The organism is Shewanella fidelis ATCC BAA-318 (assembly GCF_000518605.1).
Lineage (GTDB): Bacteria > Pseudomonadota > Gammaproteobacteria > Enterobacterales > Shewanellaceae > Shewanella > Shewanella fidelis.
Genome location: NZ_KI912459.1, coordinates 204,846 through 221,510, shown reverse-complemented (window position 1 = coordinate 221,510; position 16,665 = coordinate 204,846). Strand labels below are relative to the sequence as shown.

The 16,665-nt window shown below is 42.2% G+C and carries 14 protein-coding genes; 7 read left to right on the top strand and 7 right to left on the bottom strand.

From position 1 onward, the window contains the following. The first annotated feature begins 3 nt into the window (after nucleotides 1-3). Complete coding sequence (locus tag L884_RS0117110) at nucleotides 4-564, top strand: chalcone isomerase family protein (protein WP_028768637.1); 561 nt, start codon at nucleotides 4-6, stop codon at nucleotides 562-564. 19 nt (nucleotides 565-583) lie between these two features. Here L884_RS0117110 and L884_RS0117105 read toward each other — a convergent pair whose 3' ends face one another. Next, a complete protein-coding gene (locus L884_RS0117105) occupies nucleotides 584-1,474 on the bottom strand; it encodes a DUF6268 family outer membrane beta-barrel protein (RefSeq protein ID WP_028768636.1) in 891 nt (296 codons plus the stop codon). Nucleotides 1,475-1,659: 185 nt separating this feature from the next. Continuing rightward, the gene (locus L884_RS0117100; protein WP_037411123.1) at nucleotides 1,660-2,274 is read right to left on the bottom strand and encodes a TetR/AcrR family transcriptional regulator; all 615 of its coding nucleotides are present in this window, start codon (nucleotides 2,272-2,274) and stop codon (nucleotides 1,660-1,662) included. Between the two features lie 192 nt (nucleotides 2,275-2,466). Here L884_RS0117100 and L884_RS0117095 point away from each other — a divergent pair, with 192 nt between their 5' ends. Both L884_RS0117095 and L884_RS0117090 read left to right on the top strand, forming a co-directional pair. Next, nucleotides 2,467-3,579 carry an efflux RND transporter periplasmic adaptor subunit gene (locus L884_RS0117095; RefSeq protein WP_028768634.1) on the top strand — a complete coding sequence of 371 codons (1,113 nt, stop codon included), beginning with the start codon at nucleotides 2,467-2,469 and terminating at the stop codon, nucleotides 3,577-3,579. Between the two features lie 6 nt (nucleotides 3,580-3,585). Continuing rightward, nucleotides 3,586-6,690, top strand: a complete 3,105-nt coding sequence (locus L884_RS0117090; RefSeq protein WP_028768633.1) for an efflux RND transporter permease subunit — start codon at nucleotides 3,586-3,588, stop codon at nucleotides 6,688-6,690. Nucleotides 6,691-6,815: 125 nt separating this feature from the next. Here L884_RS0117090 and L884_RS0117085 read toward each other — a convergent pair whose 3' ends face one another. After that, entirely contained in the window at nucleotides 6,816-7,061 is a 246-nt protein-coding gene (locus L884_RS0117085; RefSeq protein ID WP_028768632.1) for an HP1242/YdcH family protein, read from the bottom strand. Between the two features lie 253 nt (nucleotides 7,062-7,314). Here L884_RS0117085 and L884_RS23465 point away from each other — a divergent pair, with 253 nt between their 5' ends. The 4 genes from L884_RS23465 to L884_RS0117060 all read left to right on the top strand — a co-directional run bounded on the left by L884_RS23465 (nucleotide 7,315) and on the right by L884_RS0117060 (nucleotide 11,648). Beyond that, on the top strand, nucleotides 7,315-7,593 hold the full coding sequence (locus L884_RS23465; protein WP_051435671.1) for a 2Fe-2S iron-sulfur cluster-binding protein: 279 nt from the start codon (nucleotides 7,315-7,317) through the stop codon (nucleotides 7,591-7,593). Nucleotides 7,594-7,622: 29 nt separating this feature from the next. After that, complete coding sequence (locus tag L884_RS0117075; protein ID WP_028768631.1) at nucleotides 7,623-8,375, top strand: DUF3865 domain-containing protein; 753 nt, start codon at nucleotides 7,623-7,625, stop codon at nucleotides 8,373-8,375. 61 nt (nucleotides 8,376-8,436) lie between these two features. Then, nucleotides 8,437-9,351, top strand: a complete 915-nt coding sequence (locus L884_RS0117070; protein ID WP_028768630.1) for a DMT family transporter — start codon at nucleotides 8,437-8,439, stop codon at nucleotides 9,349-9,351. 293 nt (nucleotides 9,352-9,644) lie between these two features. Continuing rightward, the gene (locus L884_RS0117060) at nucleotides 9,645-11,648 is read left to right on the top strand and encodes a methyl-accepting chemotaxis protein (protein ID WP_028768629.1); all 2,004 of its coding nucleotides are present in this window, start codon (nucleotides 9,645-9,647) and stop codon (nucleotides 11,646-11,648) included. Between the two features lie 205 nt (nucleotides 11,649-11,853). Here the strand turns inward: L884_RS0117060 and L884_RS0117055 are convergent, their stop codons facing one another. From L884_RS0117055 to L884_RS0117040, 4 genes are all read right to left on the bottom strand, one after another. Then, the gene (locus tag L884_RS0117055) at nucleotides 11,854-13,107 is read right to left on the bottom strand and encodes a dicarboxylate/amino acid:cation symporter (RefSeq protein ID WP_028768628.1); all 1,254 of its coding nucleotides are present in this window, start codon (nucleotides 13,105-13,107) and stop codon (nucleotides 11,854-11,856) included. 232 nt (nucleotides 13,108-13,339) lie between these two features. Continuing rightward, nucleotides 13,340-13,456 (bottom strand): cytochrome bd-I oxidase subunit CydX, encoded by a 117-nt coding sequence (gene cydX / locus L884_RS22925; protein WP_028768627.1) that lies wholly within the window; start codon nucleotides 13,454-13,456, stop codon nucleotides 13,340-13,342. A gap of 15 nt (nucleotides 13,457-13,471) precedes the next feature. Next, nucleotides 13,472-14,611 carry a cytochrome d ubiquinol oxidase subunit II gene (cydB, locus tag L884_RS0117045; RefSeq protein WP_028768626.1) on the bottom strand — a complete coding sequence of 380 codons (1,140 nt, stop codon included), beginning with the start codon at nucleotides 14,609-14,611 and terminating at the stop codon, nucleotides 13,472-13,474. Nucleotides 14,612-14,626: 15 nt separating this feature from the next. Further along, on the bottom strand, nucleotides 14,627-16,183 hold the full coding sequence (locus L884_RS0117040) for a cytochrome ubiquinol oxidase subunit I (protein WP_028768625.1): 1,557 nt from the start codon (nucleotides 16,181-16,183) through the stop codon (nucleotides 14,627-14,629). Nucleotides 16,184-16,665: the final 482 nt, after the last annotated feature.

The window sequence follows — 16,665 nt, the reverse complement described above, 5'->3', positions numbered from 1 at the left end:
ATAATGAAATACCTTTCTCCCCTACTCCTTGCAACAAGCATGTTACTGTCATCTTCGCTACAAGCAAAAGAAGTATCAGGCGTACAACTTGACGATAGCATCACGCTTGAGGATCAGGCATTGGTACTTAATGGTGCCGGTGTTCGTAGCAAGTTCTTTATCGATTTATACGTTGGTAGCCTATATGTGCCAAGTCAGATTGATAATGCGCAAGCAGCCCTTGATGCGCCAAGTGTTGCAGTACGTTTGAATATCACCTCAGGTATGATCACTGCTGATAAAATGAAAGATGCCATCACCGAAGGTTTTGACGATGCCACCGATGGCAATACAGCGCCTATTGCCGCAAAAATTGAGCAGTTTATGGGGCTATTTAGCGCTGAAATTATTGAAGGCGACCAATTTACACTATTAGCTGATAAAGCAACAGGCGTTACCGCGTACAAAAATGGTCAAGCTCAGGCAACAATCGCTGGTGAAGATTTCCGCCAAGCGTTATTAAAAATTTGGCTAGGTAAAGCACCTGCCCAAGATAGCTTAAAAGAAGCTATGCTGGGCAAGTAATTTAGATTTTAGCGCCTTGCTAAAATTTGAATGTCACATCCAGGGCGGCAGCGCCCTGGTTATCTATATCCTGTTTACTGTTTTGTGGGTTTAATTCCAGCTCACCATTGAAGAAGTAGCCAGCATACGCATTAACGCTTACCGCCTTAGAGATATCCCAACCTAAACGAATAAAGCTAACCCATTCATCAATTTCAGCAGTTTCTTTGTCATCGGCGATTAAAAAACGGTTAGTACGTTTTGATGTGCCGGCACCCAGCTGCCAATTGGGGTCTAATTGATAGCTTAACTCTAATCCAGCGGGACCACTAAAGCCCGCCGAAAACGGATTACCTAGCTTTAGGTTTTCAGTAATTTGCCAATTAACAGCGATAAAAGGAATAGTTCTTACTTCATCAATATCATTTAGGTAGGCAACACCAAGCCCCAATACATTGCCCGAATCAAAGCGATACATACCCGATAATACCGTACCGTAACTTTCAGCATTGCTTGCGGAAGCCGTATCGGCATAAGCATATTGCAGCTTAGGCGCTAGCATAAACATCCAGTTTTTATTTGGTCTGTATGACAACGACAAACTTGCACGATAACGCTCAATTTTATCCCAAGTTTGAGTATTACCAACCAAACTCGCTGAACGCCAGTCGTAATCAAGGTTGTCATAACCAACACCGGCGCCAATAAACCATTTCTTTCCAAGTGGCATGCTAGCTTTAAAATCAAACATCCATTGGTCACGCTGTAGCTCATTAGTACCAACATCTGCAGTGCCAGTAGTCATTCTGGTAGCACTTAAGCTAAATGGACTTGGTCGATAGGAAGATTGCGCTTGCTGCTCAGCTAATGCCGCTGGCGACGAAACTAATGTAGATAAGGCTAGCGCACTGGTTGCTAGTAACTTGTTCATTTTGCTAACTCCATTAGCTAATTATTATATGAAAATTAATAAAGATATTTTGTATGACTGTATATTACGGCACGCCAACACCAAAGGATCATTTTGTATCTGATTATTGTAGAACACTTATTTAGCTGGCGACTTGATATAAAAAAAGCAGCTAATCGCTGCTTTTGGGGGTAATCAATTTCAGCTTAACTCACTTTGTAAGCCTTTAAAAACATCTCTACCGTATCTTGTACATAGGCGTCGCGCTCAGACTGTAAATCATCAACATTGAGGCCTAAATCTAAACGCATTCTTACTTCACCAAACACCATTAAACACAGTCTTACCGCGCAATGATGCGGCTGTTTGAACTGATATTTCCCCATCGCAGAAACTTTTGATAAATAGTCTGCAAGCAAACCAAGAATATGTTTGGGTCCTGCGTTGTAAAATAACTCAGAGATCTCTGGGTGGGTATCAGACTGTGACACACAAGCCTTAAAAACAGTTACCGCCTCGGGGCTAGTGATCACCTCGCCAAAATGCTTAGCAAATAAAGCTAAGCTTGCTTCAGGACTTGAAGGATCAGATAACAGATCTTGATTCACGCCGTGAACTAAACACTTAGATTCAATCGATGCCACAAACAAATCGTCTTTACAGCCAAAGTGGGAATAGACTGTCTGTTTAGATACACCTGCTAACTTAGCGACCTCATCCATGCTGGTATTTGGAAACCCTTGCTCACAAAAAAGCTCCTTTGCGGCTTGTAAGATCTGCGATCTTTTTTGTTCACTGCGATTCAATACAGGTACATTCATCACCAGCAACACTCCTACTGTTTAGCCATAACAATACTTAATAACGATATTTAAACATAAACTAGACTAGCCAGTCCATTTAACTACTAAATAGACTAGACAGTCTAGTTCTTAGCCACTAGACTAGGCAGTCTAGTTTAACATTTTTTATACCTTACTCACTCTAGTGCTTAACAAGACAGGTTGTATGTAATGATAACGACAAGAGTTCTAGCTAATCAAAAATGGCTAATGGGTTTAGTGGCAATTTCTCTAGTATCCGCTTGCCAAGATCCTGTTATAGAACAAGCTCCTCAACCAAGCTATCAATCTGTTAGCAGCCAGTCATTAGTGCTTGCCGATTCATACCTGTACCAACAAACCTTCTCTGGTACCATTCGTTCGGGCAATACCACAGAGATTGGCTTTGAACTCTCAGGAAAGATTAAGGCGCTAGCAGTAGACAGCGGCGATAATGTTAAGCAAGGACAACTACTTGCCAAGCTAGATACCCGTCTTTTAGTCGCAGCCCAAAACGAACTCAATGCCAGCCTTTCACAGAACAAAGCCGATTTAGATTTAGCTAGAGCAACATTAGATAGAAGCTTAGGCCTGCAGAAGCAAGGCTATGTCTCTGAGCAACAACTAGATGAACTCAAGGGGCAACTCAATAGTTTACTCGCGGCAAAAACACGCCTAGAAGCATCGTTACTAGCCAATCAACTAAAAATCGACAAGTCCACTTTACTAGCCCCCTTTGACGGTGTGATCAGTAAGCGCAACCATAATTTAGCAGAAGTCGTTAATGTGGGTAGCCCGGTATTCACCATCATCGAACACAACAATATTCAAGCCTATATCGGCGTTCCTGTTGAAATAGCCAGCCAGTTAACCAGCGGGCAAGCCGTTGATATCACCGTTAGAGATCAGCCATTGCAAGGTGTTATCGCAGGGATAGGCGCAGAGCTAAACCCAGTAACTCGCACTGTTGATTTGCGCGTGACTTTGCCAAAATCGGCTAAGGTGATTAATGGTGAGCTAAGTTATTTACACTACCAACAAACCCAAGCTAGCCAAGGTTATTGGGTGCCACTCAGCGCGCTTACAGATGGTGTCCGTGGTCTGTGGAATATCTACACGCTTAGCCCTGCCGACAACAACCTATTTAGCATTGAGAGACGCGACGTAGAGATTATTTATACCACTGACAATAAAGCATTTATTAACGGTGCTATCAGTCCAAATGAGCAATACGTCTCCCAAGGCCTTCATAAACTGGTTGCCGGTCAGCTCGTTAGCCAACAAACCCAAGTTGCAACGAGGTAAGCATTGATGGTCAAGTCATTAGTTGAAAACGGCCGCCTCATTAGCTTAGTCATCGCGTTGCTGATTGTTGCTGGACTCGGTGCGATCTCAAGCCTGCCTCGAATGGAAGATCCAGAGATCACTAACCGCTTTGCATCAGTGATTACCCACTACCCAGGCGCCTCTGCTGAGCGAGTTGAGGCATTAGTTACCGAAGAGCTTGAAAGCCAACTAAGGCGACTAGAAGAGTTAAAGCTAGTGCAATCCACCTCTCGCCCTGGCATTTCAGTTATTCAGTTAGAGCTCAAAGATGATGTGTTAGAAACCGCACCAGTTTGGTCAAGGGCCAGAGATCTGATCGCCGATGCCAAGGGCTTGTTGCCTGCATCGGCACAAAACTCCAATTTAGATGACCAACTTGGTTACGCCAATACCGCCATTTTGGGCGTGGCTTGGCGCGGCAGTGGCAGCGTTCGAACCGACATGCTAAACCGTTATGCCAAAGAGTTACAAAGTCGATTACGTCTGTTAGGTGGCACAGATTTTGTCATCTTGTACGGTCAGCCCAACGAAGAAATTTTAGTCCAACTCGATGGTCACAAAGTTAATCAACTCGGCCTGTCGCCTGCTGCTATTGCGCAAATCTTGCAAGATGCTGACACTAAAGTGTCTGCAGGCGAAATTAACAACCAACATTTTAAAGCTCTCGTTGAGGTTTCCGGTGAACTAGACTCCATTAGCCGTGTAGCCCAAGTGCCTTTAAAAATTACTACTGATGGCCAAATCATTCGTTTGGCTGACATAGCCAAAATCAGCCGTCAACCTAAGGAACCTGCGAGCAGTATCGCCTTAATTGAGCAGCAACAAGGGGTTATGGTCGCAGCTAGAATGCTAAGCAATACTCGCGTAGATCTTTGGCTCGAGCAGGTGAGACTTGTGGTTGATGATCTTCAAAGCAGCATTCCAGCCAATATTGAGATCGAGTGGCTATTCGATCAGGAAGGCTATACCACTGAAAGACTAAGTGACTTGATTGGCAGCCTGTTACTTGGCTTTATCATCATCCTTGTCGTATTGATGCTAACTCTGGGGCTGAGAAACGCTGTCATCGTATCGCTGTCATTGCCGCTTACCGCCTTATTTACGCTAGCGTGTATGAAATTTATTGGACTGCCTATCCATCAAATGTCAGTAACCGGACTTGTTGTCGCACTCGGTATTATGGTCGATAACGCCATTGTTATTGTCGATGCCATCTCCCAGCGACGTCAGCAAGGCATGGATAGACTCAACGCGGTTAAACAGACTTTACAACACCTGTGGCTACCTTTGGCAGGTTCAACCATTACGACCATGCTGGCATTTGCGCCAATTGTACTAATGCCAGGTGCCGCTGGTGAGTTTGTTGGCGGCATTGCTATCTCAGTTATTTTTGCCCTGTTAGGCTCATTTATTATCTCTCACACCATCATCGCCGGACTTGCAGGTCGTTTTGGTGTAGATGGTAAGGGAAGCCGCTGGTATCACCACGGCATAAACTTGCCACTATTGAGCCAAGCATTTCGTCAAACGCTAACTTTAGCCCTGTCGCGACCTTTAATCGCTGCAATTATCATTGGTGTGTTGCCGGTAATGGGCTTTATTGCCGCAGGAAAAATGACTGAACAGTTTTTCCCACCTTCAGATAGAGATATGTTCCAAATAGAGGTGTATTTAGCGCCACAAGCCAGCCTTAGCCAAACTCGCACACAAATAGAGAACATAGATCTCGATCTAAGACAAACCCAAGGCGTTGAGCGCATCGATTGGGTGGTTGGTGGCAATGCGCCCTCTTTCTACTACAACTTATTACAGCGCCAACAAGGCGCAAGTAATTACGCGCAAGCTATGGTCAAAACCACAGACTTTGCCACAGCTAACCGCCTAATTCCAACATTACAAAAATCGCTAGATAGCGCTTATCCACAAGCCCAAATTATTGTTCGTAAACTAGAGCAAGGCCCACCGTTTAACGCGCCGGTAGAAGTGCGAATTTTCGGACCAAATCTTGATCAATTACAATTACTAGGTGAGCAAGTTCGTAAAGTCTTATCTGATACCGCTGATGTTATTCATACCCGTGCAACACTCAGTGCTGGCGCACCAAAAGTATGGTTACAAATAAATGAAGACGCTAGCTTGATGAGTGGCTTATCCCTGACCGATATTGCTAAACAAGTTGAAATGGCGACAACGGGGATCAATGGCGGCAGCATATTAGAACAAACTGAGTCGTTACCCGTTCGTGTACGTTTAAATGACAGTATGCGAGAACAGCAAACTAAACTGTCATCCATCACTTTGGTTTCCCCAAACGGCAATGGTATTCCACTGTCAGCTATCTCAACCAATACCATTGAAGTCAGTCGTGGCGCCATTCCAAGGCGAGATGGACAGCGAGTGAATACTATTGAAGCCTATCTGACCGCGGGCGTATTGCCGCAAACCGTGGTTGATAATGCCAGCGAAGCGCTAGCAAGTATTGCCTTGCCAAGTGGCTACAGAATCGAGCTCGGTGGTGAAAGTGCTAAGCGCAACGAGGCTGTCGGTAACCTAATGTCAAATCTAGTGCTGGTAGTAACGCTACTGTTAACCACAGTGGTGTTGTCTTTCAATTCATTTAGGCTGACGGGCATTATCTTGTTAAGTGCTATGCAATCAGCAGGCCTTGGTTTACTGGCGGTGTATAGTTTTGGATACCCGTTTGGTTTTACCGTTATTATTGGTCTGCTCGGTCTCATGGGGTTAGCGATTAATGCAGCCATTGTCATTATTGCCGAATTAGAAGAAAGAGCCGAAACACGAGCGGGAGATACAGGCTTAATCGTTGACTTAGTGACCTGCTGTGGCCGTCATATCGGCTCAACGACCATTACAACCATAGGTGGCTTCTTGCCGCTCATTATTGCTGGCGGCGGCTTCTGGCCCCCCTTTGCCATTGCAATCGCTGGCGGCACACTGCTAACGACCCTATTGTCTTTGATTTGGGTACCCACTATGTACCATTTGATCATGCGCCCTAGACGATTAACTGACTGTTCTACAACAGAGTCCGCAGCACAGGTTCAGTCGCTAGCACAGATAAAGCCCTAATCACTAATCACTAATCACTAATCAAACGTTACATTGGGCTAGCACAACACCAATAAAGTGCTAGCCAAATAAACGGTTGATAATCAGCGCTAAAAAATACTTGTCTGCCTAAAAAGCTAGTGGCTCTATTTCGAGTGGGCAACCAATAATTTGTAGATCTGATCTTTCAGATTAACCCGCTCCGCTTTTAGTTGATTAAAAAAAGCATCGCTACTTGGAACTTGAGTTTTTTCCAGACCACGAATTTGATGATCGAGTTCATGATAACGCTTGGCTAACATGCAAAATGTCTTATTGGTAGATTTAAGCTCGATAATGGCAGACAAATACTCTGGAAACTCATGAGTCAATAAATGGTTTTCGCCCAACATATGCCTTCTCCTTTTTGTTTTCGTACCATTATCTACCACAGTTCAATATTCAAGCAATATGTAGAGATAAAGGTTTCCACAAAAGCAAACGCTTATAGAACTATATAAATTATTTTTTACCAGTAAATCAATGAAATTGGAATTATCTAAAAAAAATTTGAACTAAATATAAAGTTTATTCACTTTGACAAAGCGTAATACTGTAAAGTGTTCGAGTGAAACTTTAAATCATTCATAATTGGAAGCAAATACCATGAATATGATAAGTACACATAAGATATATTCTCACACTGGAAAGTTTGTTTGTACTGCTAAAAGTAATGAAACCGTTCTCAAATCATTACTTAACGCAAACATTTTTCCAACGTTTTCTTGCGGTTCTGGTCGTTGCGGACAATGTAAGATGACCATTAATAAAGGGAAGATAGAATATAATCTTACTAATACTGTGAAAGAGCAAATTGATGATAATGAGATTCTGATATGTGCTGCATTACCTAAGTCTGACTTAGAGCTCGTGTTATCAATCTAATATACGTTAACAACATCAAAGGAATGAATATGTTTACTGTAATTAATGATAAAAATACGAAGCTATTTTCTTCTATAAAAGAAAATGCATCCGTGATAGCCAATAATGTTCTTCTTGTTAACTGGAAGGCTTATCCACTCCAGATGAATTATGAATCATTCTGCATTTTTGTGAACAACCTACAGCAATGGCTAACTCCGACCGCATACAGATTAACTTTAGGTCTTAATCTTCTTAAAAATGAATCTATTCCTGAGTTTTCATCTATAGTTGATGCTTTTGAACATAATATTGACGATGAATCTGGTGATGGAGATATTGAGCGTTCTCATGCTAAACTTTTTATTGATTCTTGCGAAACTATTTCTCAAGTTCTATACGGTAAATCGTTGCAACTATCAAAATCACAACTCAATATTGAAACAATAAACTTACACAAACATTCTATTTATCTTTTCAATAGCAATACATATAGAATGTTAGGAGCATCAGTTGCTCAAGAAACTCACGCATTGCCACAATTAGAAAACTTATATGCTGGACTTTGTAAAATTCGCAATCAGTTCAACGACAATGAGTGGTTTAAAGCTACAGAATTTTATGATATTCACCTCGATGGCACAGAGGCTAGACACGCCGAAGACTTAAATAAAACAATCTGGAAAATAATTGATAATGAAGAAAGAATGAATGAGTTTAGGAAAGGAAGCCAAGAACTTTTATTTTTACTGAATAACTATTGGAGTAAGCTTAATATTGCTGTTTCAGCTCAGCATGTTTAACGTGCATGATAGCGTCACAAAGTGACGCTATATTCAATAGAGTTAAAATAAGGATGAGTATATGATTTATAGTTTTCTTTGTGCAACTTTATGGGCATCTACTGGCATTTTTGTGAAATTTATAGATGGATTAGATGTTACACAGATAATATGGGGTAGATTTTTTATTGCACTTATTCTCTGCCTTATTTTAATAAAGTCCGGTCTAAGGGCAAAGCAATTTATTCTTCATAAACACCCACTTACTGAACACTTACTTTCATGTATGATGACAGGGTATTATTTTTTTGCGACCTTCGCATTTATATACTGTCCCGTAGCAATGGCTGCGCTTATTATTGCACTATCACCTTTATTCACTTTTTCCTTCAGGCTAGTTATTGAAAGAGTATTCAGTTATTACGAAGTGATTGGCTTTATCATTGCATTTTTGGGGCTTAGCCTTTATTTCTCAAGCAAGGATTATATATCCTCTGATTATTCACTTCAGCATATCTATATAGGTGCTTCATTTGCAGTAGGTGCTGCATTTTTAAAGGCTACTTTCTCTTATTTTTTACGTAAAAAAGTATTAAAAGGTGATGCTGTCGATTCAAGTTTCATAAATATAAACACTCTTACTCTTGGTGTCTTATTTCTAGGTTTATATTTAATATTTACTGAATCATCATTTGAATTATCCTTAAATAATTCTTACTACTTATTAGGCTTAGGGGTTGTAGCTACTTTTATACCTAACCAGCTAAATACTATGTCATCCATGAAGTTAAATCCTACTATTCATAACATTATAGGTATGTCTACTCCTATTTCTGCTAGTTTATTAGGATGGATATTTTTAGATGAAAAACAAGATATTTTCTCTCTATGTGCCATGTTTATTACCGTTATAGGTATCTTTCTTTCAATGCAAACAGGTAGTAAAAATATAAAAGTTCGGGGTACTTCTCAAAACAATAACAGCGATTACAAATAGAATGCTCTTATAGATAAAATGTCTTATTGGTAGATTTAAGCTCGATAATGGCAGACAAATACTCTGGCAACTCATGAGTCAATAAGTGGTTTTCGCCCAACATATGCCTTCTCCTTTTTGTTTTCGTACCATTATCGCAATTCTCATACTCCTTATCTATCACAGTTCAATATTTAAGCAATACGTCAAGATGAAGATTTCCAAAAAAAGCGGGCACTTATAGACCTAAATCAATTCTTTTGGTTAGTAAATCAATTAGATTGGACTTACCCAAAAAAAGAGTTGAACTCAATATGAACTATAAAAACTGGCCAATTGCAAAGCAAATTGGCATGCTCGCCCTACTCCTCACCGTACTCATTTTTGGCTTTCTCGGTTGTGTCTCTTACTTAACGGCATCCGATGTATTGCGTGACAAAGGCATAAGCGCCATGCAAGCACAAACCAGAGGCACCGCAGATTTAATCGAGCTACAGTATGAAAGTTTAGTCGCTTTGGCTGAGCGCAACGCCGATGTGTTTCGCGCAATGTACCCAGGAAATTTTTATAAGCCTGATAAAACGGTCAAAGTAATGGGGATAACAACGCCCGCCCTTAGGCATGAACGCGAACAAATCAATGCCTCTAAAAGTAAAGTTGACCGCTATTCGAAACTTACTGGTGGAGCGGCAACGGTATTTGTACGTGATGGCGATGAGTTTATCCGTATTTCAACTTCGTTAAAAAATGCCGATGGTAAGCGCGCATTAGGCTCGCATCTAGATAAAGATCACCCTGCATACAAAGTCATGCTAGAAGGCAAAGATTTTGAAGGCTACGCCCAGCTTTTTGGTAAAGACTATATGACCATTTACCGTCCAATCAAAAATGCAACAGGGGAAGTAATTGGCATTCTCTACACTGGCTTTGATATTAGTGGTTCGCTAGTACAGCTAAGAGAATCCATCAACAAACTGCAACTAGAAGAGTCAGGCTCATACTTATTGGTGCGTAAATTAGACTCCTCAATCGTCGCCCACGCTCAACACGCAGTAGGGAGTAAGCTTAACGCAGATAACTTAAATGGATTAACAATAGAGCAAGCCCTCACCCATCAAGGCTCATGGGAGTATACTAACAATCAAGGGGTTAAAGCCTACGCATACAGTATTGATATCCCAGGCTGGAACTGGGCGCTAATCGGTCAGGTCGATGCCAAAGAACTCAACGAAGAGAGTCTCTCCTTGCTTAAAATCAATATGGCAGTGTCCATCATTGGCATGATAGTGATTACGATATTACTGTCACAAGTACTGGTCAGGGCATTAAGACCGTTAGGTCAATTACAAACACAACTTGAAAAGCTTGGTGAAGGCGACTTATCACAGCAATTTACCGCAACGGATCTCAACAGCAATAATGAAGTTGATCTCATTACAAACAGCACCGCTAAGATGGCGACAAATTTACGAGATCTCATCATTGCGCTACAGCAATCAGTTACAGCACTGCAGGCCCATTCAGATCAAACTCAACAAACCGCGCACTTAAACGGTGAGCAAGCACAATCATTAATGGCACAAACAGACCAAATTGCTACCGCGATTGAAGAGATGTCAGCCTCCGTGCGCGATGTGGCTAACCATGCCAATGAAGGCGCTTCGATGAGTCAGCGGGTAGATGATGCAGCTAAAGGCGGTCAAGCTAACTTAAGTAACTTAGTCAACGGTCTGCAAGATTTAAGTACTCAGTTATCAGAAAGCCACAGTAGCGTTGAGGTGGTAAATCAAAATAGCCAAGCTATCAGTCAAGTTACTGAGGTGATTAATAGTATTGCCGAACAAACTAACCTACTAGCACTCAATGCCGCCATTGAAGCAGCTAGAGCAGGCGAACAAGGGCGCGGTTTTGCTGTTGTTGCAGATGAAGTGCGTACCCTTGCACAGCGTACTCAAACCTCAATTGCTGAAATTGCTGCGACCATTACTCAGCTCCAATCTCAAGTCAAACTCACGGCTGGGCAAATGAATCACAGCTACGAACTGGGCGACGCCTCTGCCGCCCAAGGTAATGAAGCTATCACACAACTGATAGAAATTAATTCCAGTATTGCGGAGCTTGCCACTACAGCAAGCAGTATTGCCAGCGCAACCGAGCAACAAAGTGCGGTTGCCGAAGAGATCACCCGTAACTTGCATCAAATTACCGAGCTTGCCAGAGATGGTGAGCAACGTGCAGGTGAAAGTGTTGATTCAGCCGAAAGTTTAGCAACTATCGCTAATGAGATTAACAGTAAGATCAGCGTGTTTAAGGCATAAGTTTGCATCACCGCACATGCAAATAAAGCAACAGTTCGCTGTTGCTTTATTGTACCGACAAATATAAAAAGCTTATCGACTCAGAGCGGTTTTTGGCAAATGACTTCAAAGGAATAGCGATATCTGATAAAGCTAATCAACGCAGATGTAGGCAGCCAAAAACGCTCCAAAATGGTGACTTAGATGTTTATACACAAAGGTATAATTAACTACGTTGCCATTTATCGATAACCAATGCTGCAATAATATCGCCTTCAACATTTACCGCCGTGCGGAAGGTATCTAAAGGCCGTTCGATAATCAGCAATATCGCAATCGCCTCTAATGGAATGCCTGCTGCAAGTAACACTAACTGCATCCCAGACATTGAACCTGATGGCATCCCGGGGGCACCGATTGACGATACCATAGCCATCACAAAGATCATGATTAAGCCGGTTGTCGTTAAGTCGACACCAAAGAGCTGAGCTAAGAAAATAGCCGCCACACCTTCAAATAACGCAGTACCGTCCATATTCATCACAGAACCAAGCGGCAACACCACACTACTTGTCGCAGGTGTAACTCCTAGCTCTTCAGCGCTTTTCATTGATAAAGGCAGCGTGGCAGCACTTGATGAAGTGGCGAACGCCATTGCAAGTGGCGCTGTAATCCCCTTAAACAAAGTGCGAATGCTGATCCCGGTGATCAGTTTAGCCAAACTAGGTAACACCACTAGCCCGTGTAACATAGTTAAGCCAAAAACTAACAGGGCGAATAAAGCTAATTGGCTAAATAAAGTTTCACTACCACCTATAGAGAACTCTAAGATAATCGCAAAAATAGCTAATGGCGACAGACGGATAATGCCGCTAACAAGCGTATTGATGCCTTTATTGAGGCCGCGGATCACTTCAAATAACACATGCTGCTGCGGCAATGCTATTAATAATGAAATACCAATCATAAAGGAAAACACGACTATGGCGAGTAGATTGCCATTCGCAATCGCAGCAACAGGGTTAACCAGCGCCATCTGCAACATCTTAGCGGCAATTGCACCGCCACTTGCAGCTTCCGATTCAATTAAACTAGTACCATCAGCTAGGGGTACAGCTTGAGTCAACGGCTGCCACGCAGGTAACATCAAAGATGCGCCTAAGCCAAGGCTCACCGCAATGGTTGTAGTGAAGACATAAAAGCCTAAAGTGCGTTTACCAAGGGTTTTTAATTTGGTTATCGCACCAATATTGCTTATCCCCTCTATCAAAGAGAGCATAACCATAATGCCAACAACCATTTTCAGTAAACCGATATAAACGGTTTTACCTAACATCAAAAATTGAAACCAGCTTTGCTGATGAATATTCGCTAGCGTATCCGCCGCAGAAAACTGGCTGATCCCAGTAGCTAGTAACCAAGCAGCTAACGCCGCTAACATTAGCTGCAAAGGCAGAGAGCCACGAATTTTATTCCACATGAAAAGTCCAAAAGTGATGAATTTAGCTGATACAGCAAGGCTTATCGCTGAAGTTATAGTGAGCCGATACCAATCAGTATAGGTAGCAAAACATCAATTATAGTGAAAAAACATAGCTTAATAATTAGTGCTATCGACAATTCACTATTACTGAATAGTAATAATAGCATTGGTATAACCAGCAAAAAGCCCCGCAATTGCGGGGCTTTTTAGCGTTTAACTGCTTAGAAGATTAATCTTCTTTTTCAGCATCACGGTCCATGTTCTCAGTATTCTCAAGCCAAAGAGCATTGATGATACCAAAAGAACAGGCTAACAATACGCCTAAAATCCAAGCGAAATACCACATAATCTAGGCTCCTTATTAGTAAAGTGAGGTCTTGTTCTTTTCGATGAAGTCGCGAGATAAACGACCAAACATCTTCAAGTAAGTCCAAACCGTGTAACTAAGTACAATTGGTACGAAGATAATTGCAGCCCATGTCATTACCGTCAATGACATTTGGCTTGCGGTTGAATCCCACATTGTCAAACTTACGTTTGGATCCAGTGAAGATGGCATAACGAATGGGAACATAGCTGCACCACAAGTTAAAATTACCGCTGCAATACCAACTGAGCTAAAGAAGAACGCAAAACCTGAACGGTTCAAGCGGCTACATAGCAATACTAGGATTGGCATAAGTAAACCAAGTACTGGGAACAACATAGTCACAGGGTACTTATCATAGTTAACTAACCAAGCACCCGCTTCAACAGAAACTGTTTTAAGGGTTGGGTCAGATAAACCGTTGGTGTCGATTGCAGATGTTACTAGGTAACCGTCAATACCATTTACCAACCATACACCTGCCGCACCGAACAGTACGAATAAGGCAATTGATAATAGCTGTGACATCTTAGCCGCACGAACACGTAGCTCACCTTCAGTCTTCATTTGTAACCAAGTAGAACCTTGAAGCATAAACATGCTCACGCTCACTAGGCCTGCAAGAATACCAAAACCGTTAAGCAGTCCGAAGAAGCCACCGTGGTAAGTTGCACGTAGGTACTCATCAAAGTCGAATGGTACACCTTGAAGCAAGTTACCAAACGCAACACCGATAATTAGCGGCGGAACAAAACCACCGGCAAACAGTGCCCAGTCCCAAGACTTACGCCATCTTGGATCTTCAATCTTCGAGCGGTAGTCAAAACCTACAGGACGCATAAATAAAGCTAACAAGGTTAGCATCATCGCTACGTAGAAACCTGAGAAAGACACGCCGTAGACCATAGGCCAAGCAGCAAACAGTGCACCACCAGCAGTGATTAACCAAACTTGGTTACCATCCCAGTGCGGAGCAATTGAGTTAATCATGATACGACGGTCAGTATCGTCCTTACCTATAATAGGTAGTAAGGCACCAACCCCCATATCGAAGCCGTCGGTGACAGCGAATCCGATGAACAGCACACCAATTAGTGCCCACCAGATAAATCTTAATATTTCGTAATCAAACATAATCAGATCTCCTGCTTAGGCATCAAGCTTTTCAAAGTGATAACGACCCGTCTTCAAACAGCTAGGGCCAATTCGAGCGAACTTGATCATTAAGAACAGTTCAATCACTAGCAAGATGGTGTAGAACAGCGTGATAGAAACGATACTGAACATTAAGTCGCTTACCGTAAGGCTAGAGGCTGACATAAATGTCGGTAACACTTCAGAGATCGTCCATGGTTGACGGCCATACTCAGCCACAAACCAACCACACTCAATCGCGATCCAAGGTAGAGGTAAGCTGTAAAGCGCCGCTTTAAGTACCCAAGGCTTCTCATCGATTTGATGACGCGTGCTCTGCCAGAATGCAGCAGCAAATACAAATAGCATCACAACGCCTAAACCAACCATCACACGGAAAGTCCAGAACATAGGAGCCACATTTGGAATAGAGTCGTTAGCAGCAGCTCTGATCTGCTCTTCTGTCGCATCTACCACGTTTTCAGTGTAACGCTTCAGTAGTAGGCCGTAACCAAGGTCAACTTTAGCTTCTTCAAATGCTGCGCGGATCTCTGGTGTTTCTTCACCAGCACGTAGTTTTTCAAGTAAGCCGTAAGCCACCATACCGTTACGAATGCGCACTTCATGCTCATCGATTAGATCTTTAATACCAGTAACTTGTTCATCAAGTGAACGGGTTGCGATAATCCCCATTGCGTAAGGAATTTTAACCGCAAAATCAGTTTCTTGGGTTTCTTGGTTCGGGAAACCAACTGCAGTAAATGCTGCTGGAGCAGGCTCTGTGTGCCACTCAGCTTCAATTGCAGCTAGCTTAACGCGTTGAACTTCACCCACTTTATAACCAGACTCGTCACCAAGTACGATTACAGAAAGGATTGACGCCATACCAAAGCTTGCCGCAATAGCGAAAGAGCGACGTGCAAATGGTAAATCACGCTTTTTAAGGATGTAGTAAGCACTGATTGCCAAAACGAACATTGCGCCAGCGACGTAACCAGATGCAACAGTGTGAACAAACTTCACTTGCGCAACAGGGTTAAATAACACTTCACCGAAGCTAGTCATTTCCATACGCATGGTTTCGTAGTTAAACACACTACCCACTGGGTTTTGCATCCAGCCGTTTGCCACCAAAATCCATAGCGCAGACATGTTAGAACCAATTGCCACTAACCAAGTCACAGCTAAATGCTGACGCTTGCTGAAGCGATCCCAACCGAAGAAGAACATACCAACTAGCGTAGATTCAAGGAAGAATGCCATTAGGCCTTCAATTGCAAGCGGTGCACCAAAGATGTCACCTACGTAATGCGAATAGTATGACCAGTTAGTTCCGAATTGGAACTCCATCGCCAAACCGGTAGCTACGCCTAGTGCAAAGTTGATACCGAATAACTTACCCCAGAACTTGGTCATATCTTTATAGATCTGTTTATTGGTCATCACATAAAGTGATTCCATAATGGCTAGCAAGAATGCTAACCCCAAGGTCAAGGGAACAAATAGGAAGTGATACATGGCTGTCATCGCAAATTGAAAACGCGACAGCTCAACAACCTCTTCTAAAATCATTTGTGACTCCTTAGGTGGTGCGTCCAATCATTAACGTTAAATCCCCATTCACGATAATGATTGCCTATATAGGAATATTAATGCAGTAAAACAGTCAGGTTTTATAACAAAAAACCAACTTAACCGCGATTCGTTGTTTAATTCATAAATTTTGTAAAATAAAGCCAAAAACACTAGCAAGACAGTGCTTGCAATCACATTTTCAATAGCTGTTGTGACATCCCTCTCGAATACGCAAATAAAGAATAAACAAATTAGTTAATATCAGTCACTTGCAAGACGAAATAAGGCTATCCGCAGTGATTTTATAACATTCAAAATTGATTCAAATCAATCAAAGCATTCGGTTTCATTGGGTTTTGAGGTGAAGCACACAGTTCCACCCTAGAGCTAGTTGACAACATAAAATACTCATGCTAGGAGCGAGTGAAAAATAAGCAAAACAATTATTTTCACCCAATACACAATTTATTTAACGCTAA